Raw genomic sequence first — 23,724 nt, 5'->3', positions numbered from 1 at the left:
CATCGGCGATGATGGCCGGACAATTCTGGGTCAGGGGACGACGGAGGTAGGGAATGACGAGCGCGGGGGTCGACGAGGCCGGGACCCGAGGCCTACCGAAGGGCCGTAAGTGGGTAGTGGTCGACACCGAGACGTCCGGCATGCGGGCGGCGTCGCATCGGATCCTGAGTGTGGCGGCACTGGTGTTGCGGGAGGACGGGTCCGTCGAACGCGAGTTCTCGACGCTGCTGAATCCGGGATGCGATCCGGGGCCCGTCCACGTGCACGGTCTCACCCCGGACCGGTTGGCGGGGGCACCGCGGTTCGGTGACATCGCCGACGAGTTCGCCGCACTCCTGACCGGCCGGACGATGGTCGCGCACAATGCGTCGTTCGACTACGGCTTCCTGGACGCGGAGTTCCAGCGCGCCGGGGCGAACACCCCGATCGAGAATCGGCTGTGCACGCTGGCGTTGTCGCGGCGGCTCGAACTCGACGTCCCCAACCATCAGCTGGCCACTCTCGCCGACTACTGGCACGTCCCGCAGTTCCATGCGCACGACGCCGGCGACGACGCCCGGGTCCTCACCGAGATCTTCACCCGCAGCGTGTCGCTGGCGGAGACGCTGCAGTTGCCGCTGCCCGTCGTCGACTGCGCGGGCCGGCGCACCGCAGTGTATCCGGATCAGGTGCAGCGGGTGCCGTCCGACTACCGGAATCCGGGCCGGCTCGATCCGGCGGTCGGTCTCGTGCAGGGCATGAAAGTGGTCGTCAGCGGCGCGACACGTACCCCGCGGCTCGCGCTCGCCGCCACCCTGTCCGCCGCCGGATTCGACGTCATGAATTCGGTGAGCCGCCATACCAGTGTCGTCGTCTGCAACGACCCGGGCTCGTCGAACGCCAAGGTGCGGCGGGCGGCCGCGGAGGGGATCCCGATCGTCTCCGAGACACAGTTGGACGCCCTGCTGACGCGGGTCGTCCCCGGTGTCCCGAAGGCGTCGCAGCCCACCGTGCTCCCGAACGTCGCGATCCCGAGTGTCGCGGTGCTCGAGGTGGTGGCTCCGGCGACGGTGCCGACCCCCGTTCCGGCCCCGGCTCCCGTGCCGGCCGCCACGGGTAGGGGTGCGGCGTGGCGGGGACGCCGTGTGCTGCTGATGGGTGGGACACACCTGGAATGCGTGATGATGCGGTCCCGCATCATCCAGCTCGGTGCCCGCCCCTCGCTCAACCTCACCGCTGCGGTCACGGATGTGCTCGTGTTGTCGGGCGGCGACACCGACCGGCGCATGCCGCGGGTCGAGGCACGCGGGCTGCCGGTGATCCGGGAGTCCGACGTGAACGACGGGGTCACCTCCGGGTTCGTCCCGCCGCACATGCGTCACGAATCGCGGGTGTCCGCCCCGGTCCTGCTGCGTGGGCAGACGGTCGATCTACCCGCGGCACCGACGGTGTGGTCCGTCAACGTGTCGTGGCGGGCCGAGAATGTCGGCGACGAGTTCGACGTCGATGTCGTCGCCTTCCTGCTCGGGGAGGACCGGCGGGTGGATTCGGATCAGGACTTCGTGTTCTACAACAATCCCGCCGACGGGGACGACGCGGTCGCACTCTCCATCGACGGCAGCAGCGAGCAGTGCATCCGGGTCGACCTCGCGGCACTGCCCGACGAATGCCACCGCATCGTGATCGCCGCGGCGATCGAGGGCGGCCGCACCTTCGGTGACCTCGGTGCGGTCGCGGTCGGCGTCGACGGCCCGGATCACACCTTCGCGACGTTCGTGCTGGACGCCGGCACCGTCGAACGGACCATGATCCTCACCGAGATCTACCGGCGGCACGGCGTCTGGCGAATTCGCGCCGTCGGCCAGGGCCACGACGACGATCTGGCGGCGATGGCCACCGGATACGGCCTCGAGGTCGAGGACGACTGAGCGCGCACGCCTCGGACCGGCCTACCGCCTCGTGGCGTGTGTGAGGACGTCGACGACGCGGCCGATGTCGGCGGGGGCCCGGTCGGGGGTGAACGTCCACGGGTTCGAGGTCCAGGGGTCGCGCCAGTCGTCGTTGCCGGCGACGGGCAGGGCGTAGCTGCGGTGCGGCAGGTCGGGGTGGATCTGTTCGACCGCGGCGGGGTCGTCGGAGACGAGGACGGTGGAGACACCGAGTGCCGGGCCGTGTTCGGTGAGGAACGCGATGGCCGGTAGCTGCCTCGGGTCGTAACCGTAGGGGAAGTGGTCGAGCACGATCAGCCGCGGCGCCGGCGGAACGCTGTGCGGGGTCCCGCGGTCGAGGAGCGCGAGTTCGGCGGCCGCCGCGGTGGTGTCGAGGTAGGGGCCGATGTCGTCGGCTCGGGTGATCGTGACTCCCCCACGGTGGGCGAATCCGTCGGCGAGCGGGCGGAGGCCACCGGACAGGTCGACGACGTCGAGGACGACGTCCGGGTCGGCGGCCAGGATCCGGAGGACGGCGGCGGCGGTGACGGACGCGGTCGCCGGGGTGTCGGCGCCCAGGATGTGCAGCGGTTGCCTCAGCGGGAACGGCAGGCAGACCGGGACGCGGAGGGGCCCGCACCCGGGGGCGGACAGGTCACCGATCCGGATCCCGTCGGCCGTACCGGATTCCGGGGTGCCGGCGGTCCAGGCGGGGGCGTTCCAGTCGGCGAACAACCGCGGCAACAGCGGGCCGATGGTGCGCAGTTCGGTGTCGAGGTGGGCGGCGTCCCGACGGTAGCGGGTGTCGGCGTCGGCGACGACGGTGTCGTGCCGACGGCGGGCCTGGTCGCGGATGCCGGCGGTGTGGGCGCTGTTGCGGGTGGCCGGGTCGGCGACGGCGGCGGTCAGTTCCCGGTCGAGACGGTTCTCGGCGAAGCTGCGGGCAGCGATCAGGGCGCCGGCGGAGCGGGCCGCATCTTCCATGATCATGGTGAATCGTTCGACGATGTGGTTCGGGTCGAGGGGTTCGATCGGCCCGTAGGTTCCGGCGTCCGGGATCGGTTCCGAGGTGGATCCGGGGTCGGTGTCACCGGGGTCGACGTCGACGCCGTGGTGGGTGATCAGGCCGGCGAGTCCGTCGGCGTAGCCCTGGCCGACGGCCCGGACCTTCCACTGCCCGGACCGCCGGTACAGCTCCCAGCAGATCACCGCGGTTTCGGCGGACCGGCAGTCGACGTCCACTGCGGCGACCGGTGTCCCCGCCGGGTCGGTCAGGGCCGCGGTGACGGTGGTGACGACGGACCCGGCGGCGAGGGGGTCGACGCTGGCGATGCACAGCACCGCGTGGGCGTCGGGGCGGACAGCGTCGAGGTCGATCTCGACGCTGCCCTCCCCCATCCGGACGCCACGCGTGTGCGGCTGGTTGTAGAACACGAAATCCTCGGACGACAGTGCCCGCAGGGCGGTGTCGGTGACCAACGCGGACACGTCGAGTGCGGTGTCACCGGTGGCGGTGAACCGCAGTGTCGTGGTCGGCAGCACGATGTTCTGCCCGCAGGTCAGCTGCACTGTCGCTCCTCCTTCGTTCGGGTGTGCTCAGTTCCGGGCGAACGGCGCCAGTTGCGGTGCGGCCTCGCCGGGGTGCTTGGCTTGGATGCCGTCACCGATCGCCTGGAGCTTCCAGCCGTCGGGGCCGCGGAACACCTTGGCCATCACCATGCCGGTGAACGGCATGCCGCCGTGGAGGGTGTAGCGGGCGAGTTCGCTGTCGGTGGTGGCGTCGACGAGCCGGCAGAACGCGTTCTGGACCTGCGCGAACGTCTGTCCCTTGTAGGAGGTGACGATGAACAGGACGGTGGTGACGTACGGGGGGATGCGGGTGAGGTCGACGTTGATCACCTCGTCGTCGCCGTCACCGGCGCCGGTGAGGTTGTCGCCCTGGTGGTGGATGGAGCCGTCCTTCGAGCGGAGCTGCCCGTAGTAGCAGACGTCGACGATCTGGTCGTCGGCGAACAGGACTGCGGAGGCGTCGAGGTCGATGTCGACGGCGCGGCTGCCGAACATGCCGCGCTTCTCCACCGGATCCCAGCCGAGACCCATCTTCACCATCGTCAGTGCGACACCACCGTCCTTACGCAGGCTCACCTTCTGTCCCTTGGCGAGGCTGACGGGACGCCCCCTGGTGAGATTGACCTCGGCGGGCGCCGCCGGGGGCGCGGGGGCGGGCGGCGGCGTGTACGAGGGCTGCGGTGCGGGCGCCGGGGGCGGTGTCGGTGCAGGTGCAGGCGCGGGTGCGTCGTCGACGGTGATGCCGTGGTCGGTGACCAGGGCCGCGAACCCACCGGCGTATCCCTGCCCGACGGCGCGCACCTTCCAGGTGTCCTGGCGGCGGTAGATCTCGAGGGCGATGACGACGGACTCGCTGGACAGTCCGTCGATGCTGTACTCGTACAGCGGGTTCCCGGACGCGTCGGCGACGTGCGCGGTCGGAGCCGGGAACTGCCCGAACGCGGCACCCGGATCGTCCAGGGTGATGATCGCGCGGACCTTGTCGATGTCGGCGGGGATCCCGCCGGTGGTGATCCGCAGGTTCGTCCCGGCGGCGCCGGTCACCAGTTGCACACCGGGGCCGGTGGGCTGGTTGTAGAAGACGAAGTCCGCGTCGGTGCGCACCTTCCCCGATTCGGTGAGCAACAGTGCGGACACGTCGGCCGGCGCCGACAGGGCGACGGAGACGACGATCGTGTCGGAGTGCAGGGGCGCGTTCTGGCCTTTGGTCAGCTGGTGGGTCACATCGACTTCCTTTGCGGGAGAAGTGCTTCGGTGGGGGCGGTGTGGTGGTGGAACCAGGTGAGGATCTCCTCGCCGGCGGTGATACCGCGGGCCGCGGTGACGGCGACGTCCGGGTGCTGCCAGCCGGTGTCCTCGAGTTCGCCGTGGCGGGGGCGGATCGCGGCGTCGGCGTGTTCGAGGAGGTCGATGTCGAGGACACCGTCACCGGCGGCGAGGACCCGGCTGCCGGGGTCCAGGGTGCCGTCGGCGACGAGACGGTCGTGGACGTCGCGCAGGGCGGCGCTCTTGGTGACCGCGTTCGGCATCGTGTAGATCTTGCGGCCCTGCTGGGAGACGTTCCAGCCGCGCGGCTCGCACCACGCCCGCCAGGCGGCGACGAAGCCGTCGGGTTGGGCGGCGGTGTCGACGACGAGGTAGCAGAACAGGTCGTCGGCGGTCCGCAGGCTGCGCACCCAGCCGTCGTCGATGCGGGTGCCCAGTGCATCGACGACCGCGGTGACCGGCGGGCCGGCGGCAGCGACGGCCCGGTCGATCCGCTGCCGCCACACCGGATCCGGCCGGCCGTCGACGAGGACGGCGCCGCCGTTGCTGGTGACCGCGTACCGATACGGGCCGCCCGGCAGGGTGATCCGCCGGTACTGGGCGGGGGTGCGGGTGGTGGTGGGCACGACCACCGTGCGCGCGGTCAGGTCGGCGAGGAGGGTGTGGGCGGTGGCGGTCATGTACGACAGCGGGGCGTCGTCGTAGATCTCCACGCACACCGGCGCGGTGGCCGCGAACTGCTCCTCGCCGGCGGCGGTTCGGGAGTAGATCATGGTGCGGTCGAGGTCGGTGGCCACCAGCACCGAACGTGCGGTCACGGCTGTTCCTTGATCAGGCCCATGCACGAGTACGCGAGGTCGGGCACGACCTCGACGGGGACGTCGCGGGCGGCGGCGAGCATGCGGATGTGGGCGTGTTCGGGGGCGTCGGCGTCGCGGACGAGGACCTTCCACGGGATGCGTCGCAGTAGGACGCGGGTGGTTTCCCCGACACCGGGTTTGACGAAGTTCACCGAGCCGATGCCGTACTCGACGCGGACCGCGTCCACCGACGCCCATCCCGTCCACGACGGTGTCCGGTCCCCCGCGGCGATCGCGCCGGCGGCCACGGCGGCCGCCGGGTGGGCGGCGTCGAACTCGGCGGTGACGGTGTCCAGCAGGCGGTTCGACACGTCCTGGCCGGTGAGGTCGCGGTAGAACTTGGCGCCGTGGAATTCGCCGGGCCCGATGTGCCGGTCGCTCAGGACGGTGCGCGACACCAGCCCGGAGACGGTGGAGTTCAGGCAGGCGGACGCGATGAGGAAGTCGTCGCGGGTGCCGTAGGTGCGGACGCAGTGGCCGGGGTCGGCGAGGACCGCGAGATCGTCCGACAGGCGCGGGCCACCGGCGGCGGCGTAGGCGTCCAGTGCAGCGGTGAGTTCGCGGGTGATGGCGCCCTTGCCGGTCCAGCCGTCGACGAACACCACCGAGCCGGGGTCGTGGCGGCCGGTGATGTGGTCGAGGGCGACGGTGTCGATTCCGCGGCCGCGGACGATCGAGACCGCGTAGTGCGGCCACGACACCTGATGGAATCGCCTGGCCCAGCGGCGGATCAGGATGCCGACGGGAGTACCGGCCCGCGCCAGCGACACCAGGGTCAGGTTCGGGCCGCGTTCGGCGACGAGGAGTTCGGTGACGGTGCCGACCGCGTGCGCGAGACGCGCCGCGGAGTCGGCCAGGGCGGTGTCGAAGAGTTCCCGGTAGGCGGCGTCGGGCTGGTATTCGACGGGCAGGGATTCGGCGTAGTGCGCGGTCCCCGCCTGGATGGCCTTCTCGCGGTCGGCGAGGTCGGCCTCGAGGTCGAGGTCGGAGAGGTCCTTGAGCAGCCAGGTGACCTCGTCGGCGTCGTAGGAGCCGAAGCCGGGGCCGGTCAACGGCGGTGTCGCGACAGGGATGGTGGTCATGGGTGGTTCCTCGCGGCGGTGAGGGCCTGGTGGTCGGTGGTCGGGACGACAGCGACGACGACGTCGTGGCCGGCGGCCGTGAGAACGTCGAGAAGCCCACCGGGAGAACGCAGTTCGACGGTGTCGGCGGGGCTGTCGATCACCACCAGCAGCTGCGCATCCGGTCCCGGATCGGGCCGGACGGCGTTGTACAGGTAGCGGCGAGCATAGGGATCCGGCTCCGGGGCACAGAACTCGAAGCCGCGGCGCAGCGGGTAGCCGGGATGATCGTGGACGTACGCCGGGGACCGGGTGGTGGTCTGGTAGCGGACCGCGAACCCTCGGTGCGCGAGATGTTCGGCGATGCACAGCGGCAGGTACATCAACTCCTCGTGCCCGATCACGATCACCGGGCGTGCCGGATCCAGGTGCGGGACGACGGTGTCCGCGGCCGCCGCGGTGGCGGCGGTGAACGCGCCGGCGTCGGCGGCGAGGATGCCGTAGCGGCCGCCGTCGGGCACGTGCGCGGGCCATGCGATCCGAACGTCTGCCACCTCCCCGACCCGGTCGGCGACCGGGTTCAGGGTCGGCGCTTCCAGCGCGGTGACCTGTGCGGTGAGCCCGTCCGGGAGGTGGGTGCGGCCGGCGGCGAGCGCGACGTGGTCGATCCGGGTTCCCATTTCGGCGGCGGCCACATCGATCGCCGCCCGGTGGTGGGGTTCGCTCATGTCGACCAGCGACGCGATCACGTACCGGTCGCGGGCCGTGATCCGGTGCAGGGCCCGGATCGCGTCGACGGCGGTGGCGCCGGTGGAGATCTCGTCGTCGACGAGAACCAGCGGCGCATCACCGGTGAACAGGTCCGGGGAGGTCGGCTGCAGCAGATGCGAGGTGGCGTGCGAATGCCCCTCCTCGAACCCGCCCAGGACCGGGACACCCGGGGTGCGGCGGCGGGTCGAGTGCAGATAGCAGGCGGCACCCATCCGGGCGGCGACCGCATGCCCGAGACCGGTTGCGGTTTCCGCGAATCCGAGGACGATCGCGTCGGCGGCGACATCGGCGCCGAGGACCGCGGTCACCTTCTCGGCGAGGTCGTCCGCGGCCGCGCGCACCCGCACCGGGTCGGTCGGCACATGCTTGCCGAGGACGGTGGACACCAGCAGGTGTGCGCGCCGCGGGTTGCGGCGCAGGCCGGGCTGCACGAGATCGGTGACCCGCCACCGACTGTCGCTGTCGCTGTCGCTGTCGTGGAGGGTGAGGCCGAATCGTGCGGTCGCCCACGCCGGCGCGGCAGAGGCGGCGGTGGTGGTCATCGGGCCGCCAGGGCGGTCAGCAGGTCCACGAAGGTCACTCCCGGGTTGGTCACACCGAACACCGAGGCGCGCAGCACGACCCGCTGCGCCCACTGCCGGTGTGGTTTGAGTTCGTTCATCTTGTTGCCGTACCCCGACGCGAGGACCCCGCCGGTGTCGCCGCCGAGGATGTCGACCGCGTCGTGGTACTCCTCCGCGGTGACCGCGGCCAGCGCGTGCACCGGCGCGACATGCGAGGGATGGATGACGGTCTTGCCCTGGATGCCGTTGGCGTGGTCGAGGGCGATCTCCCGCAGCAGTCCGTCGAGGTCGCGGCTGACGAGTTGCTGTCGGAACCGCACCGCGTCCTGTTCCGCGAACGGGGTTTCCCGTAGTTGCGGCCGGAACATGCGTTCGTGGTCGGCGAAGTATTCCCACACCGGGCCGGTGATCACGAACCCGGTGCCGTCCGCGCGGCCCAGATAGTTGACGATGCCGGCGATCACGTCGGAGACGACGCGCACGTCGTAGATCGTCAGGTCGCGGTCGCGGCGGATCCCGAACAGCCCGCACATGTCGGTGGCCCCGATCCGCACCGCGAGTACCCGGTCCCGATGCTCGGCGAGCAGGGCCGCGATCGCCTGCAGTTCGGTGTCGCGGGCCTCCCGATACGCCAGGACCGGGGATTCGAGGACCGGCATCACGTACAGGTGCTTGCCCGACGTCTCCGACGCCTCCCGCACCGCGGTCAGGGTGTCGCCGCCGGTGGCGGCGGTGAACTTCGGGACCACGAACCCGGTCAGTGCCTCGACTCCGGCGCCGAGTGCCGCGGTGACGGCACGGATCTCGGTGGCGGTGCGGACCCGCACGAACAGCAGCATCCCGGCGGCCGGAGTGCCGGCGAGCGTGTCGAGGGCGTCGACCGCACCGGCGAGGGCGGCGTCGACCTGGTCGTCGGCGACCGCGTCCTCGAGGTCGATCACCATCGACATCACCCCCTCGGTGCAGCGTCGGGCGATGGTGTCGGCCAGATCCGGCCGGTTCCCCGGCACGTACAGGGTGGCGCCGAGCGCGAGTGCCAGGCGTTCCCGGGTGTCGGTGTCGGTGACCGGGGTCGGCCGGTGCAGGAACAGCCGGTCCCGGGTCTGCGGATCGAGCTGGTGGAAATGTGTCAGGGCCTGCCCGATCCGGGGTTCGGGGTCGGCAAGGTGACGGGTCATCCGCGTCCTCTCATGCGGTCGACGACCCCGCTGACGAAGCGGTCGATCGCCTCGAGGTCGGTCGTGTAGGTCCAATAGTCGGGATGCACCCCGTCGAGTGCGACACACGCACGGTCGATGCGGTCGACCTGGGCGTCGAGGACCGACCCCCACTCACCGACGAGGTCGCGTTGCATCGCCAACTGTTGTGCGTCCCGCAACCGGAACCGCACCTTGTCCGCCGTCCGGGCGGGGTTCGCGCGTACGTCGTGCAGGGACCGCAGTCGGTCGGTGACCGCGTCCACGGCGGCGTCGGCCTCCCGCAACTGGTCGCGGGCCGACGCGCAGTGCGCCAGGGCGGCCTCGGGCCGGCCGGCGGTGATCTCGCCGCGGGCGGCCTGCACCTCCTGCTCGGCGGCGGCCGCCGCCGCGGCGGCGATCCGGTCGTTGTCGACCAGGTCGTTCGAGCAGGCGGCACTGAATTCCCGTAGCAACGCCGAGCGGACCGGCCCCAACTGGTCGGCACGGGTGGCGACCGCACTGATCCGGGTCGCGATCGACCGGACCGCGTTCTGCGCTTCCGTCCCCCGTCCGGGGGCGGCCGACAGTGCGGTGTGCACGGAGGCGGCCGCCGTGGTGACCGCGGCCGCGGCCTCCTGCTGATCGGCGCTGTCGGCGACCGTGTCGAGTGTGCGGATCTGCGCGGCGAGGACGTCGACGGCGGCGATCACCGACGGGTACTGCAGGAACGGCAGACTCTCCGGCCGGTCGAGGGCGGCGACGGCCCGGTTCGCGGCGACCCGTGCCTGCTGCACCGCCCCGGCCGCGATCTGCCGGGCCGCCCGCGCGCGGGACAGGTTCTCCCCGAACCGGTCCCGGAACGCGGTCATGTCCGCCGACACCTGCTCGAGCGCCCGGGTGCAGTCCTGGTAGACGGCGGCCGCCGCGTACGGGGAGTCGGGTTCGGGGCGCTGCAACTGCAGGTACGTCGACGTCGCCTGCGCGTGACTCTCCCGCACCGGAGCCCACCGGGACACGACATCACGGGTCGGGTCGGTGTCGCGGGACGCCGCGACACCGTCCTCGATGTCGGCGAGGAGCCGGTCGGTCTGCAGGAACGCGGTCGTCATCGCGTTGTAGGCGCTGATCGCCGCAGGATCATCGTCCGGTCCCCCAGGAAACCAGCGGCGCATGAAGGTTCTGGCCACCCGTCGATGGTATCGACGTGCCCCGACAGCGCCACGACTCCCCACTCCGGTGCCGCCTGCGGCCGTCGTACGATGCGCTGCGAAACGCCGGTACCGCAACCTTTTCCGTCGTCGACCGGTTCCCTCCCGAAAGGACCCTGCTTCCCGTGACCGTCCTGACCCGAGGCGCGAACACCGCCGTCTCGGATGCCCCCGCCACCGTCGCCGTCACCGGAACCACTCCCGGCAGCGTCGACCTGTTCGTGTTCCTGCTCGACGCCACCCGCACCGTCCGCAGCGACGACGACCTGGTGTTCTTCAACAATCCGGCCTCCCCCGACGGCTCGGTCACCCTCGATGCGGCCGGGCAGGTACGCCTCGACCTTCCCGCGATCCCCGCCGACATCGGCATGATCGCCGTCGCCGTGTCGGTGGACGAGACGGTGCCCGGCCCGCTCTCGGCGGTCCCGACACTGGCGGTCACCCTCACCCAGCCCGGCGGGGAGACCCTCACCGCCGCCGTCGACGGGCTCACCACGGAACGGTCGGCGGTGCTGCTCGAGGTGTACCGCCGGAACGGAATCTGGAAGGCCCGCAACGTGTCCGCCGGTTGGGAGGGCGGTCTGGTCGCGTTGGTCACCGAGCACGGTGTCGCCGTCGACGACGCCCCCGGCGAGCACCCGGCACCTGCCGCACCGACACCGGCACCCGTACCGGCGGCACCGTCGGGTGTGGCGACGGTCGATGCGTCCGGGGTGCGGACGGTGCCCGCGGAGGCGAGGCTGTCGCTCGAGAAGCGGCAGAAACTCGATCTGCGGAAGAAGGAAGTCGCCAAGGTTCTCCTGACCAAGGGGGCGCGGGACTACGTCGGGCGGGTGATCCTGGTGATCGACAAGACCGGGTCGATGAGCCGCCGCTACTCCGGCGGCGAAGTCGCCGAGACCGTCCGACGTATGGTGCCGGTCGCCACCCAGCTCGACTCGGACGGGCAGCTCGAGGCGTACCTGTACGGCGTGAAGTTCGCGAAGCTGCCCGACGTGACCGTCGACCGGGCCGACGAGTGGATCGACGAGTACATCCACCTGCACGGCCGGCACGGCGGCATCGACTACGACAAGCAGATCGGCGGCATCAACGACGAGATCCCGATCATGTCCGAGATCATCGCGAGCCTCGACCGTGACGCCACGGTTCCGACGCTGGTGCTGTTCTTCACCGACGGCGGCTTCAACAAGCGCGGCGCCATCCAGAAGCTGATGCGTCAGGCGTCGTCCCGGCCGGCGTTCTGGCAGTTCATCGGGATCGGCCGCAGCGGCTTCGGTGTCCTGGAGAAGCTCGACACCCTATCCGGCCGGACCGTCGACAACGCCGGATTCTTCTCCGTCGACAACGTCGACTCGGTGCCGGACAGCCGCCTCTACGAGCTGCTGCTGTCGGAGTACCCGGACTGGTTGCGGGCCGCCCGCGCCGCGAACATCCTGCGGTGACCCGGACACCGGTGGACCCACGCCGGGTGGGGCCACCGGCCGGCTGCTACTTGCGGCCGGGTGTCCAGTTCATGCCGAATCCGTACGTGTTGTCGATGTCCTGCTGGGAGCCGCGGATGTAGCGGACCTCGCGGGTGACGGTCAGTTCCCGCCCGTTGCTCTCGAGCATCGCGATCGCACACGAGACGGCCTGGTTGTCGGCCGAGTCGAGACGGACCTCGACCTGGGGGCCGGACGACGGGAACAGGGTGACGACACCGTCGGCCTGCGACCAGTTCGGGACACCCTCGTAGATGTAGGCGAAGATCAGGATCCGCCGGAACTTGGTGATGTCGGCGAGGTTGATGTGCAGGTTCTCCCCGGCGGTGTTGCTGCCGCTGCGGTCGTCGCCGTCGAGGTGGATGAACGGCGGCTGGTTCAGGGAACCGAACGAGTTGCCGAGGGCCTGCACGACGCCACGGCTGCCGTCGGCCAGTTCGTACATCGCACCGAGGTCGAGGTCGACGGACGGGGCGGCGGCCGCCTTGAGCTTCGCGAAGAGGCCCTTGCCGGCAGGGGCGGCGCCGGCAGTCCAGTTCAGGTTGACGCGCATGGTGCCCTGCCCGTCCCCCGACTTGGCGAGCGAGACGGTGGGGTTGGCCTTGTCGAGGGTGACCTTGTTCAGGTTGATCGCCATGGTCGGCTCCTTGGGTCGATACGGGGTCAGGCGTTGGCGGGTATGTCGGCCGAGGTGTCGGCGTCGTCGCCGGCCTCCGGGTTGCGCTTGTTGCGGATGATGCTGGTGATCAGGGCCGCGGCGATCAGGACGACACCGACGAGGCCGGTGACGACCTCCGGAACGTGGGTGCCGATGGAGTACATCAGGATCAGGGCGAGTGCGCCGATCGCCCAGTGCGCGCCGTGCTCGAGGTACACGTACTCCGACAGGGTGCCCTGACGGACCAGGTACACGGTCAGCGAGCGGACGAACATGGCGCCGATGAAGCCGAGGCCGAGGGCGATGATGATCGGGTCGGCGGTGATCGCGAACGCGCCGATCACACCGTCGAACGAGAACGACGCGTCGAGCACCTCGAGGTACAGGAACAGGAAGAAGCCGGCCTTACCGGTGGCCTTCGCGAGATCGCTGGGGCCGCTGCTCTTCTCGTCGCTGTCCTCGTCGACGTTGAACATCTCGCCGAGACCGTTGACGATCATGTAGGTGATCATGCCGAGTGCGCCGGCGATCATCACGGTGGCGGTCTTGTCCTCCGGGGCGATGAACACCGCGGTCACCACCAGCAGGGCGGTGGCGATGACGACCTCGAGCTGGGCGAGCTTGCCGATCTTCTCGAGGGGCCGCTCGATCCAGGAGAGCCAGGTGATCTCCTTCTCCTCGAGCACGAAGCCGAGGAACAGCATCAGCAGGAACATGCCGCCGAACGCCGCGATCTGCGGGTGAGCGTCGGTGATCAGCGTTTCGTAGCTGGCCGAGCCGTCGGGGAAGTACGCGGCACCGTCCGCCGGCGGATTCAGGGCGAGGTCGATCGCGTCGATCGGGCCGAGACCGGAAGCGATCCACACGATCGCCAGCGGGAACACCAGGCGCATACCGAAGACGGCGATCAGGATGCCGACGGTGAGGAAGATCTTCTGCCAGAACTCGCTCATCCGTCGCAGGACGGTGGCGTTGATGACGGCGTTGTCGAACGACAGGGACACCTCGAGGATGCCGAGGATGGTGACGAGGAGCAGTGCTTGCGGGCCACCGTAGAGGAACGCCACCACGAGGGAGACGACGGTGACGGCAAACGAGACTCCGAAAATGCGGAGAACCACGGGGTGGTGGCCCTTTCTCGTGTGAGGGGGTGGTGCGGCCGCGATCGAGGTTCGCGGCCGCACTCACCGATCAGATGATGGGGCGGCGGTCAGATGTTGACGCCGTAGTCGCGGGCGATGCCCGCCAGTCCGGAGGCGTAGCCCTGGCCGATCGCCCGGAACTTCCACTCGGCGCCGTTGCGGTAGACCTCGCCGAAGATCATGGCGGTCTCGGTGGACGCGTCCTCCGACAGGTCGTAGCGGGCCAGCTCGACACCGGTGTTGCGGTCGACGACACGGATGAACGCGTTGATGACCTGACCGAACGACTGGCCGCGCTCGACAGCCTCGTGGATCGAGACCGGGAAGAAGATGTTCGTGACCTTCGGGTCCAGGGCCGTGAGGTCGATGTTGATCGACTCGTCGTCGCCCTCGCCCTCGCCGGTGAGGTTGTCGCCGGTGTGCTCGACCGCACCGTCCGGGGACTTGAGGTTGTTGTAGAACACGAAGTGGCTGTCGGAGAGCACCTTGCGCTCCGGTCCGGTCAGCAGCACGGAGGCGTCGAGATCGTAGGCGGCGCCGGTGGTGGTGCGCTGATCCCATCCGAGACCGACGGTGATCGACGTCAGGTTCGCCGACTGCTTCGACAGGGAGACGTTGCCGCCCTTGGCCAGTGACACGCTCATGGAAACTCCATCCGAAAGTAGTGGGAAGGAGGGGACGATCGCACGACTACGCCACCCCCTGCTGATGATGATGTGAACGGTGCGGCAGCTCCCCCGGAACTTCGCTGCCGACGCCGCTCGGAAACGGTGGCGGCGCAACCGTTCTCATCGGAGCGCCGCCACCGGGTGTTACGTATTAGACGTTGACGCCGTAGTCGCGGGCGATGCCCGACAGACCCGACGCGTAGCCCTGGCCGACGGCCCGGAACTTCCAGTCCGCACCGTTGCGGTACAGCTCACCGAAGACCATCGCGGTCTCGGTGGACGCATCCTCCGACAGGTCGTAGCGGGCCAGCTCCGAGTTGTCGGCCTGGTTGGCGACACGGATGTAGGCGTTGCGGACCTGGCCGAACGACTGGCTGCGGTTGTCGGCATCGTAGATCGAGACCGGGAACACGATCGAGTCGATGTTCGCCGGCACCGCCGCGAGATCGACCTTGATGACCTCGTCGTCGCCCTCGCCCTCACCGGTGGTGTTGTCACCGGTGTGCTCGATCGAGCCGTCCGGGGACTTGAGGTTGTTGAAGAACACGAAGTGCTGGTCGGAGACCACCTTCTTGTCCGCGCCCAGGCCGATCGCGGACGCGTCGAGGTCGAAGTCCTGCCCGGTCGTGGTACGCACGTCCCAGCCGAGACCGACGGCGACCGCGGTCAGTCCGGGAGCCTCCTTGGTCAGCGAGACATTGCCACCCTTGGTCAGGCTCACGCCCATGTTCGTCCTCCTGGACTCGTTGTGCTGAAACGATTCCCGGCATCTCCCGGGAATCGGGGTCTGTGTGCGGGGTCACCCACCGAACATAGTCGGGGCCACCGACAATGCTCGAGGACAAGCGGCGATCAGAGGTCGAACTCGGCCGGATCGATGCCCACGGCGAAGCACGCTTCCTTGACCGCGGTCTTCTCGTACTGGTCGAAGTTGCCGTCCGCACCACCGATGATGATGCCGATCTGGATCACCGCACGCGCCTGTTCCGGCTTGGCCTTGAGCTTGCCGATCGTGGCGGTGGCCTCGACCTTGCCGAAGTCGAAGTCGCCCTGCAGCTTGTCGCAGTACCAGTCGAACTTCTGACGCAGTTCGTCCGGGGTGAACACCTTGAGCGACTCGTTCGACATGATCAGTGCCGCGGTCTTCTGCCGCTCCGACGGGTCGATGCTGCCGTCCGCGGCGGCGATCAGTGCGCACATCGCCATCGCACCGTTCGCGAACTCCTTGTTCTTGAACTGCGCCGTCCGCACCTGCAGCTGCCCGTTCAGCTCCTGCGTCTTGGCCTTGAGCTGGTCCCAGAATCCCATTCGTCCTCCTGTGTCGGTGGTGTAGGTCATTGATACCGGGTTCATCTCGGGTCGGGACACCGCCCGGTGTACGTCGTGAGCCCGATTCCGCGATGAGCCTTCTTGCTGCGGCCCACCGGACCGTCCGCAGATTCCTGCACCCAGCCGCCGGTCCTGTCCAGGACCGGCATCCGTTCGCTGCCGGGCAGGCTGTAGCGCGTTTCCCCGTCGACGGTGAGGACACCGTCGCGGACGTCGATGTGCGCGACCGTCGCCCAGTAGGAATCACGGCCGTTGCCGACGTAGACGAGGATCTCGTCGGCGTCGGGTCCGGGGAGACCGTCGAATCCGGCGCGGCCGTACCGGATCGCGACGCGGGGCCGGCCGAACGTGTCGATCGCGCCGCCGCCGTTGTCCACGCTCTGGTAGACGTTCACCAGCAGATCCCCGTTCTCCTGGGGAAGAACCCGCACCTGCTCGGTGGCCGGCCTGTTGCCGCGGCCGGGCCCCGCGCTGTCACCGTAGTGGTGCATGTACGGCCAGGTGTCGAGGCTGCCGCGGTGCCCGTTCTCGCCGCTGACGACGACGAACCCGTCGGTGTCCTCGTTCCGGCAGAAGAAGTAGACGTCGAGATCGCCGTCCCCGTACCGCTTCACATTGCCGTTGCGGTCGTACTTGACGCCGCGGCCGTCCCACTCGAGTCCGACGGTCAGCACCCAGTTCGGGTCGCCCTGACTCTTCCGCAGGTCGATGCGGGCGGTCTTGTCGGCCGAGTCCTTCGTCAGGGACACCTGCACCTTGGCGAAGCTGATCGGCGCGGCAGCCGGGACCGGTGCGGCCACAGCCGGACTCTCGGTGGTACCGGGGTCGTCGACGGTGATGCCGTGCTCGGTGGCGAATGCCGCCAGGCCCTCGCTGTAGCCCTGCCCGATCGCGTCGAGCCGCCACCCGGCCCCGCGGCGGTAGAACGCGACCACCTGCAGCACCGTCTCGACGCTCAGCCCCGGCGGGACGAACGTCGACTGCTGCCCGGGCGCGGTGAGGTCGACGGACAGCCCCGGCACCGCCTGGAACGTCGTGCCCTGCGCTTCGGTGCTCGCAGTGACCAGCACCCGGTGCACGTCCGCCGGAACGGATCCCAGGTCGACGGTGATCGCCGCATCCGAGGCCAGCGTGACCCCGTCGGCTTTCGGGTTGTTGAAGAACACGAAGTCGTCGTCGCTACGGACCCGGCCGTCAGCGCCGAGGAGTACTGCGGCGATATCGACGGCGTTCGCCGCGGCCGTCGCGGTGATCGCGACGGTGTACCGGTCACCGGTCAGGTCGGTCTTCGACCCCTTCACCAGCTCCACCCGTCCCCCTTTACCGATTGCATCGGTTTCCCCGATCCCGGCCGGACACACCCGCACCGACGATCATTTTCGGACAATATGGACTATCGTATCCGGCCCTCGGGATCGAGTACCCCGAATCCCCTATCCGCCCCTAATCGTCCCCTAATCCGCGGCCGATCGGTACATCGACGGCCCCGCCGCGCGATCGAATGGCTCCTGACACCGTCCGGTGTCGACCGGTTCGAGTCACCACAGGAGCACCCATGTCCCTTTCGGCTCTCTTCTCGTCCATGCTCAACGCGATGTTCGGCGGCCAGTTCAACGTCGGTTCCGGGGACAGCGGATTCGGATCCACCGGCAACGCCGGTGGTGGCGGTAACGGTGGCGGCGGGTTCGACTTCGGGTCCTGACCCGCACCCGGTTCCGGCCGGACACCGCCCGTGGGACCACACGTCCCACGGGCGGTTCCGTGTGTCAGCCACTGTTGCGCAGCGCGGTCGCGAGCCCGTTCATCGTCAGTTGGATGCCGCGCCGGACGGTGTCGGAGTCGTTGCCGGCACGGTAACGGCGCAGCAACTCCACCTGCAGATGGTTGAGCGGCTCGAGGTACGGGAACCGGTTGTGCACGGACCGGTCGAGGGCCGGGTTGTCCCACAGCAGCTCGTCGTGCCCGGTGATCGCCCGGACCATCGCGATCGTGCGGGCATGCTCGGCAGCGATCTTCCCGAACACCTCGTCCCGGAGCGCGACGTCCGGGACGAGTTCGGAATAGCGGGCCGCCAATCCCATGTCCGACTTCGACATCACCTGCGCCAGGTTCGACAGCACCGTCCGGAAGAACGGCCACCGCTCGTACAGGTCGGTGAGCACGGCCAGGCGGTCCCGGTCCCCGCCCACCCACGTCTCGAACGCCGAGCCGGTGCCGTACCAGCCGGGCAGCATCACCCGCGACTGACTCCACGACAGCACCCACGGGATCGCCCGCAGATCCGCGATCGACTGCGTCGGTTTCCGCGTCACCGGACGGCTGCCGATGTTGAGTGCCCCGATCTCGGCGACCGGCGTCGACGCCGTGAAGTAGTCGACGAATCCGGGGGTGTCGTGCACGAGGTCCGCGTAGGCGGCGCGGGCCAGTTCCGCGAGCTCGTCGAGGATCTCGTACACGGCGGACGCGTCGTCACCGAGCCCCTCGACGTCGAGCAGCGTCGATTCCAGAGTGGCCGACACCAGTGCCTCGAGGTTGCGTCGGGCCAGCCGCGGCTCGGCGTACTTGGCGGCGATGATCTCCCCCTGCTCGGTGAGCCGCAGCGCCCCCTGCACCGCACCGGGCGGCTGCGCGAGGATCGCGTCGTAGCTGGGCCCTCCCCCGCGTCCGACGGTGCCGCCACGACCGTGGAAGAGCCGCAACCGGATTCCCGCCGTCCGGGCGACCGCGACGAGATCGAGTTCGGCCCGGTACAGCGCCCAGTTCGCCGCGAGATAGCCACCGTCCTTGTTGGAGTCGGAGTAGCCGAGCATCACTTCCTGACGCTCACCCCGGTTCGTGACCAGCGTCCGGTAGATCGGCACGTCCAGGGTCGCGGTGAGGGTGGCGGCACCACCCCGCAGATCGTCGATGGTCTCGAACAGCGGCACGATCCCCACCGGACAGGTCGGGCCGGCACCGCCGTCCGGGGTGCCGGGGTCGAACAGCCCGACCTCGGCGAGCAGCACCGCCACCTCGAGCATATCGCTCACCGAATCGCACATGCTGATCACATAGTTCGGGATCGCGGCCGGGCCGATCCGGTCCACCGCGTCGGCCGCGGCCCGCAGGATGCCGAGTTCCTTCGCGGTGAGTTCGCTGAACTCGGTGTGCGGGCCGGCCAGGGGTCGGCGGGTGGCCAGTTCGGCGGCGAGCAGCCGGACCCGCTGCTCCTCGGGCAACGACCGGTAGTCGGGGTGCACCCCCGCCCACGCGAACAACTCCGCGATCACCGTCTCGTGGATCTCCGAGTTCTGCCGCAGATCCAGCCCGCACAGATGGAACCCGAAGACCGCCACCGCGTTCCGCAGCCGGGCAAGCCGGTCGTCGGCCACCGTCGCATCGCCGTGCGACCGCAGCGACACGTCGATCACGTCCAGGTCGGCCAGCAGATCACCCGGGTCGTCGTAGCCCGGCCGGTCCCCGGCGACACCGGCTCCTGCGGGGTGCCCGAGAATCCGTGCGGCTGTGACGGACAGGCGCATCCGCAGACCGCGGACGGCGCGCCGGTAGGGTTCGTCGGCGCGGAACGCGGATTCGTCACCCGACACGTCCGCGAGCCGGGTCAGATCGTCGGTGACGGTCACCAGCCGCGCCGACATCGACAGGTCCCGTTCCAGCAGTTCGAGTTCCGACAGATGGTGGTCGAGTGCGGTTTCCGCGGCCCGGTGCGTCGCCCGCGTGACCACGTCGGCGGTGACGAACGGGTTGCCGTCCCGATCGCCGCCGATCCACGATCCGGGCCGCAGCATCGGCGTGTCGAGCACACGCGAACCGGGCCAGCGGGCCTGCAGCGCGTCCCGCAGGTCCGCGTTGATCTGCGGGATCACCTCGAAGAAGGACGCGTCGTAGTAGCGCAGGCCGACCTCGATCTCGTCCTGGATCCGCAAGCGGGACAACCGGATCAGCGCGGTCTGCCACAGCGTGAGAATCTGCCGGCGCAGCTGCCGGTCCACGTCCGCGGTCTCCCCGGGATCCGACGACACCCAGGCCCGCCGGCGCATCAGTTCGATGATCCGATGCTGCGTCTCGAACACCGTCCGGCGCCGGGTCTCGGTGGGATGCGCGGTGATCACCGGCGCCACCAGCGCCCCCGTCAACGCCCGCGCCGCGGTGGCCGAATCCACGTTCGCGGCATCGAGTTTCGTGTAGGTAGCGGCGAGACTGCTGTCCTGCGGTGGTTCCCCCGCCCGGACGTGGATCGCGCGACGCCGCTCCCGGTGCAGGTCCTCGGCGACGTTCGCGAGCAACGCGAAATGGCTGAACGCGCGGATCACCGGGATCGCATCACCGGTGTCGATCTGCGCGAACATCTCCGCGAGCTGCGTCCGGTCGATCTCCGAACGGCGCAGCCGGAACGATTCGACCCGCGCCCGTTCGACGAGCGCGAACACGTCGGCGCCGGCCTGCTCCCGCACGATGTCACCGAGCAGGCCACCGAGGAGACGGATGTCCTCCCGCAACGGCTCGGTGGCAGACGGTACGGACGACGACTCAGGGTTCCCGGTCATCACCCGATTATCGGCCGTGGACCGGTCCCCCGCACGACGACGAGGGGGCCGCTCAGCCCTTGACGACCACCTTCGACGGCGTCAATCGGACGATCACCCGAGGGGTGTCCGGGGTGTCCTGCTCCCAGCGTTCGGCGCCGGTGTACTTGCGCGCCAGGGTGTGGATCAGGGAACCACCCGGATCGTCGGTGACCGTCACGGTGCCACGGATCTCGACGTAGCTGTACGGGCCGGACGCCGGATACACCAGCACCGTGGCCCGCGGATCACGCAACAGATTGTCGGTCTTACGCCGGCCCCGGACGGTGGAGACGAGGATGTCGTCGCCGTCCCGGTCCAGCCACACCACCGACAACTGCGGATGCCCGTCCGGTTCGACAGTCGCCAGCGTCGCGAACTCGGGGGCGTCGATCAGGGCCGCAGTGGCCTCGGGAAGCGACGTGAAGGATTCGTGTCCCGCCACGATCAGCTGAACTTGATCTCGAGCCCGATACCGAGGATCGCGATCAGCCACACCAGCGCCGTGAACACGGTGATGCGGTCGAGGTTCTTCTCCACCACCGTCGAACCGGACAGGCTGGACTGGACACCACCACCGAAGAGGCTGGACAGACCGCCGCCCTTCGCCCGGTGCAGCAGCACCAGCAGGATGAGCAGCAGACTGGTGATCACCAGCAGAATCTCCAGGAACAGTGCCATTTCGGTATTCGCTGCCCTTCACACACGTCGGATGTCGGCCACTAGCGCGCTCAGCTTACCTGCTGCCCGCCGGGCCGTCCGCACTCCCGTCGCGCCGGTCCTGCCGCATCGGGTCCGTCGCCGATAGGCTCGATCCGTGACCGACAATTCGACCGTCGCCCTTCGTCCCCTCGAGCGAGCGGACCTGCCGTTCGTGCATGCACTGTTCATCGATGCGCAGGTGATGCGGTACTGGTTCGAGGAACCGTACACGTCGCTCGCCGCACTCACCGAACTGTACGACCGGCACGTTCACGACGAGCGGCAGCGGCGTTTCGTCATCGAGGTCGACGGCAATGCGGTGGGCCTCGTCGAACTCGTGGAGATCGACCACATCCACCGCAATTGCGAGTTCCAGATCATCGTCGCCCCCGGACATCAGGGCCGCGGATACGCCGGCGTCGCGACCCGCAAGGTGCTCGCGCACGCGTTCGCGACCCTCAACCTGCACAAGGTGTATCTACTCGTCGACACCGAGAATCATGCCGCCGTCCACATCTACGAGAAGGTCGGCTTCGCCGTCGAGGGAGTGCTACGCGAGGAATACTTCGCGGCGGGCCGCTACCGGGACGCCACCCGCATGGGCATCTTCCAACGCGACTTCCTCGCCACACGGGACTAGGACCGCAACGGCGGCGATCTCGACGCCGAAACGGCGGTCACATCGACGCCGAAACGGCGGTGGGCGCGTGGACCTCGAAAGGTCCACGCGCCCACCGCGTCTCGTACTGCGATCGATCAGATCACCGCAGTGGCGTCCGCCGCGTCAGAGCAGCGGACCGCCGGCGGCGATCGCCGACAGCTGCGCGAACTCGTCCGCCTTGAGCGACGCGCCACCGACCAGGCCGCCGTCGACGTCGGGCTGAGCGATGAGCTCACCGACGTTCTTGGCGTTGACGGATCCGCCGTAGAGGACCCGCACCTGCTCGGCGATCTCCGGGCCGGCCAGCTCGGCGAGCGTGTCCCGCACCGCCTTGCAGACCTCCTGGGCGTCGGCGGCCGAGGCCACCTTGCCGGTGCCGATGGCCCACACGGGCTCGTACGCGACGACGGTCTTCGCGATGTCGTCGGCCGACAGGCCCGCGAGTGAACCCTTCAGCTGTGCGACGTTGTACGCGACGTGGTCGCCGGCCTCGCGGACGTCCAGGCCCTCACCGATGCACACGATCGGGGTGATGCCGTGACGCAGCGCGGCCTGAGCCTTGGCGAGCACGATCTCGTCGGTTTCGCCGTGGTACTGGCGACGCTCCGAATGCCCGACCACCACGAACGTGCAGCCCAGCTTGGCCAGCATCGAACCGCTGACCTCGCCGGTGTAGGCGCCGGAGTCGTGCGCCGAGACGTCCTGGGCGCCGTAGCTGACGTGCAGCTTGTCGCCCTCGACCAGCGTCTGCACGCTGCGGATGTCGGTGAACGGCGGGATCACCGTCACGTCGACCTTCTCGGTGTACTTCTCCGGCAGCGCGAACGCCAGCTTCTGCACCAGTGCGATGGCCTCGAGATGGTTGAGGTTCATCTTCCAGTTGCCGGCGATCAGAGGCTTACGAGCCATGCGTCAGTCCTCCAGTGCCGAAATGCCGGGAAGCGTCTTGCCCTCGAGGTATTCGAGGGACGCACCGCCGCCGGTCGAGATGTGCGAGAAGCCGTCCTCGGGCAGACCGAGCTGACGCACGGCCGCCGCGGAATCGCCGCCGCCGACGACGCTGAACGCGCCCTTGCCGGTGGCCTCGACGATCGCCTCGGCGACACCCTTGGTGCCGGCCGCGAACTTCGGGAACTCGAACACGCCCATCGGGCCGTTCCAGAACACCGTCTTGGCACCCGAGAGGATCGCCGCGAAGCGCTCCACCGACTCCGGTCCGATGTCCAGGCCCATCCAGCCGTCCTCGATCTCGAGGACGGAGACCGTCTTCGACTCGGCATCCGCCGAGAACGAGTCCGCGATCACCACGTCCTGCGGGATGTGGATGACGTCCGCGAACCGCTCGAGCAGGTCCTTGCAGGTGCCGATCATCTCTTCCTGGCACAGCGAGTTGCCCACCGAGATGCCCTGTGCGGCAAGGAAGGTGTAGTACATGCCGCCACCGATGACGAGGGTGTCGACCTTGGGGGCCAACGCCTCGATCACGGCGAGCTTGTCCGATACCTTCGAGCCGCCGAGCACGACCGCGTACGGGCGCTCGGAGTCCTGCGTCAGCTTCTGCAGGACCTCGATCTCGGCCGCGACCAGCGTGCCCGCGTAGTGCGGCAGCAGTGCCGCGACGTCGTAGACCGACGCCTGCTTGCGGTGCACGACACCGAAACCGTCGGAGACGAACGCGCCGTCACCGTCGACCAGCTCGACGAGTGCCTTCGCGAGCGCGGCCCGCTCTGCGTCGTCCTTGCTGGTCTCACGCGGATCGAAGCGGACGTTCTCCAGCAGGAGCACGTCCCCGTCGGTGAGGCCCTCGGAACGCGCGAGCGCGTCCTGGCCGACGACGTCACCGGCGAGCTGGACGTTGCGGCCCAGCACCTCGCCGAGCTTCGCGGCGACCGGGGCCAGCGACAGCGCCGGATCGACCGCACCCTTCGGGCGGCCGAGGTGTGCCATCACGATGACCTTGGCGCCGGCCTCGGCCAGTGCCGCGATGGTCGGCGCGGACGCCACGATGCGGCCCGGATCGGTGATCGTGCCGTTGTCCAGCGGGACGTTGAGGTCGGAGCGCACCAGCACAGTGCGGCCCTCGACCCCCTCGTCCAGCAGATCCTTCAGAGTCTTGACAGCCATGATGGTCG

Annotated in this window: 22 protein-coding genes; 4 read left to right on the top strand and 18 right to left on the bottom strand. The window is 69.3% G+C overall.

Annotated elements, in window-relative coordinates:
* The first annotated feature begins 53 nt into the window (after positions 1-53).
* The gene (locus E0497_RS09510) at positions 54-1,907 is read left to right on the top strand and encodes a TerD family protein (protein ID WP_137724538.1); all 1,854 of its coding nucleotides are present in this window, start codon (positions 54-56) and stop codon (positions 1,905-1,907) included.
* Positions 1,908-1,928: 21 nt separating this feature from the next.
* Here E0497_RS09510 and E0497_RS09505 read toward each other — a convergent pair whose 3' ends face one another.
* The 7 genes from E0497_RS09505 to E0497_RS09475 are packed head-to-tail and all read right to left on the bottom strand — an operon-like array spanning position 1,929 to position 10,362.
* Complete coding sequence (locus E0497_RS09505; protein WP_137724537.1) at positions 1,929-3,476, bottom strand: TerD family protein; 1,548 nt, start codon at positions 3,474-3,476, stop codon at positions 1,929-1,931.
* Positions 3,477-3,503: 27 nt separating this feature from the next.
* Positions 3,504-4,700, bottom strand: coding sequence for a TerD family protein (locus E0497_RS09500; protein ID WP_137724536.1), 1,197 nt, complete (start codon positions 4,698-4,700; stop codon positions 3,504-3,506).
* Positions 4,697-5,515, bottom strand: a complete 819-nt coding sequence (locus E0497_RS09495; RefSeq protein ID WP_137724590.1) for an HAD family hydrolase — start codon at positions 5,513-5,515, stop codon at positions 4,697-4,699. Before E0497_RS09495 ends, E0497_RS09500 begins: the two co-directional genes overlap by 4 nt.
* Positions 5,516-5,556: 41 nt before the next feature.
* On the bottom strand, positions 5,557-6,684 hold the full coding sequence (locus E0497_RS09490) for a cysteine protease StiP family protein (RefSeq protein ID WP_137724535.1): 1,128 nt from the start codon (positions 6,682-6,684) through the stop codon (positions 5,557-5,559).
* Positions 6,681-7,976 (bottom strand): phosphoribosyltransferase family protein, encoded by a 1,296-nt coding sequence (locus tag E0497_RS09485; RefSeq protein ID WP_137724534.1) that lies wholly within the window; start codon positions 7,974-7,976, stop codon positions 6,681-6,683. Before E0497_RS09485 ends, E0497_RS09490 begins: the two co-directional genes overlap by 4 nt.
* Positions 7,973-9,175 carry an HpcH/HpaI aldolase/citrate lyase family protein gene (locus tag E0497_RS09480; protein ID WP_137724533.1) on the bottom strand — a complete coding sequence of 401 codons (1,203 nt, stop codon included), beginning with the start codon at positions 9,173-9,175 and terminating at the stop codon, positions 7,973-7,975. The genes E0497_RS09485 and E0497_RS09480 overlap by 4 nt, the downstream gene beginning before the upstream one ends.
* Entirely contained in the window at positions 9,172-10,362 is a 1,191-nt protein-coding gene (locus tag E0497_RS09475; protein WP_137724532.1) for a hypothetical protein, read from the bottom strand. The genes E0497_RS09480 and E0497_RS09475 overlap by 4 nt, the downstream gene beginning before the upstream one ends.
* A gap of 146 nt (positions 10,363-10,508) precedes the next feature.
* Between E0497_RS09475 and E0497_RS09470 the strand changes: the two genes are divergently transcribed.
* Positions 10,509-11,828, top strand: coding sequence for a VWA domain-containing protein (locus tag E0497_RS09470; RefSeq protein ID WP_137724531.1), 1,320 nt, complete (start codon positions 10,509-10,511; stop codon positions 11,826-11,828).
* Between the two features lie 46 nt (positions 11,829-11,874).
* Here E0497_RS09470 and E0497_RS09465 read toward each other — a convergent pair whose 3' ends face one another.
* The 6 genes from E0497_RS09465 to E0497_RS09440 all read right to left on the bottom strand — a co-directional run bounded on the left by E0497_RS09465 (position 11,875) and on the right by E0497_RS09440 (position 16,974).
* Positions 11,875-12,504 carry a TerD family protein gene (locus tag E0497_RS09465; protein WP_137724530.1) on the bottom strand — a complete coding sequence of 210 codons (630 nt, stop codon included), beginning with the start codon at positions 12,502-12,504 and terminating at the stop codon, positions 11,875-11,877.
* Between the two features lie 26 nt (positions 12,505-12,530).
* Positions 12,531-13,646 carry a DUF475 domain-containing protein gene (locus E0497_RS09460; RefSeq protein WP_137724529.1) on the bottom strand — a complete coding sequence of 372 codons (1,116 nt, stop codon included), beginning with the start codon at positions 13,644-13,646 and terminating at the stop codon, positions 12,531-12,533.
* Positions 13,647-13,735: 89 nt separating this feature from the next.
* Positions 13,736-14,311, bottom strand: a complete 576-nt coding sequence (locus tag E0497_RS09455; protein ID WP_137724528.1) for a TerD family protein — start codon at positions 14,309-14,311, stop codon at positions 13,736-13,738.
* Between the two features lie 175 nt (positions 14,312-14,486).
* Entirely contained in the window at positions 14,487-15,062 is a 576-nt protein-coding gene (locus E0497_RS09450; protein ID WP_137724527.1) for a TerD family protein, read from the bottom strand.
* Positions 15,063-15,187: 125 nt separating this feature from the next.
* Complete coding sequence (locus E0497_RS09445; protein WP_137724526.1) at positions 15,188-15,643, bottom strand: tellurite resistance TerB family protein; 456 nt, start codon at positions 15,641-15,643, stop codon at positions 15,188-15,190.
* A gap of 41 nt (positions 15,644-15,684) precedes the next feature.
* Entirely contained in the window at positions 15,685-16,974 is a 1,290-nt protein-coding gene (locus tag E0497_RS09440) for a TerD family protein (protein ID WP_137724525.1), read from the bottom strand.
* Positions 16,975-17,219: 245 nt separating this feature from the next.
* Here E0497_RS09440 and E0497_RS20425 point away from each other — a divergent pair, with 245 nt between their 5' ends.
* Positions 17,220-17,366, top strand: a complete 147-nt coding sequence (locus E0497_RS20425; RefSeq protein WP_161987404.1) for a hypothetical protein — start codon at positions 17,220-17,222, stop codon at positions 17,364-17,366.
* 64 nt (positions 17,367-17,430) lie between these two features.
* Here E0497_RS20425 and ppc read toward each other — a convergent pair whose 3' ends face one another.
* Genes ppc through secG form a run of 3 tightly spaced genes read right to left on the bottom strand, consistent with a single transcriptional unit; the run spans position 17,431 to position 20,910 of the window.
* Positions 17,431-20,211, bottom strand: coding sequence for a phosphoenolpyruvate carboxylase (ppc, locus tag E0497_RS09435; RefSeq protein WP_137724524.1), 2,781 nt, complete (start codon positions 20,209-20,211; stop codon positions 17,431-17,433).
* Positions 20,212-20,263: 52 nt separating this feature from the next.
* Positions 20,264-20,674, bottom strand: a complete 411-nt coding sequence (locus E0497_RS09430; RefSeq protein ID WP_137724523.1) for a PPOX class F420-dependent oxidoreductase — start codon at positions 20,672-20,674, stop codon at positions 20,264-20,266.
* A gap of 2 nt (positions 20,675-20,676) precedes the next feature.
* On the bottom strand, positions 20,677-20,910 hold the full coding sequence (gene secG / locus E0497_RS09425) for a preprotein translocase subunit SecG (protein ID WP_137724522.1): 234 nt from the start codon (positions 20,908-20,910) through the stop codon (positions 20,677-20,679).
* 136 nt (positions 20,911-21,046) lie between these two features.
* On the opposite strand from secG, the gene speG reads away from it, so the two are divergent.
* Entirely contained in the window at positions 21,047-21,571 is a 525-nt protein-coding gene (gene speG, locus E0497_RS09420) for a spermidine N1-acetyltransferase (RefSeq protein WP_137724521.1), read from the top strand.
* A 144-nt stretch (positions 21,572-21,715) separates the two neighbouring features.
* Here speG and tpiA read toward each other — a convergent pair whose 3' ends face one another.
* Together tpiA and E0497_RS09410 are read right to left on the bottom strand one after the other, a co-directional pair.
* Complete coding sequence (gene tpiA / locus E0497_RS09415) at positions 21,716-22,501, bottom strand: triose-phosphate isomerase (protein ID WP_137724520.1); 786 nt, start codon at positions 22,499-22,501, stop codon at positions 21,716-21,718.
* Between the two features lie 3 nt (positions 22,502-22,504).
* Positions 22,505-23,716: a phosphoglycerate kinase gene (locus tag E0497_RS09410; RefSeq protein ID WP_137724519.1), complete on the bottom strand. Its 1,212-nt coding sequence runs from the start codon at positions 23,714-23,716 to the stop codon at positions 22,505-22,507.
* Positions 23,717-23,724 lie beyond the last annotated feature (8 nt).

The organism is Prescottella subtropica, assembly GCF_005434945.1.
Classification (GTDB): Bacteria; Actinomycetota; Actinomycetes; order Mycobacteriales; family Mycobacteriaceae; genus Prescottella; species Prescottella subtropica.
The sequence above is the reverse complement of the archived record's forward strand: the minus strand, read 5'-3'. Positions and strand labels throughout refer to the sequence as shown.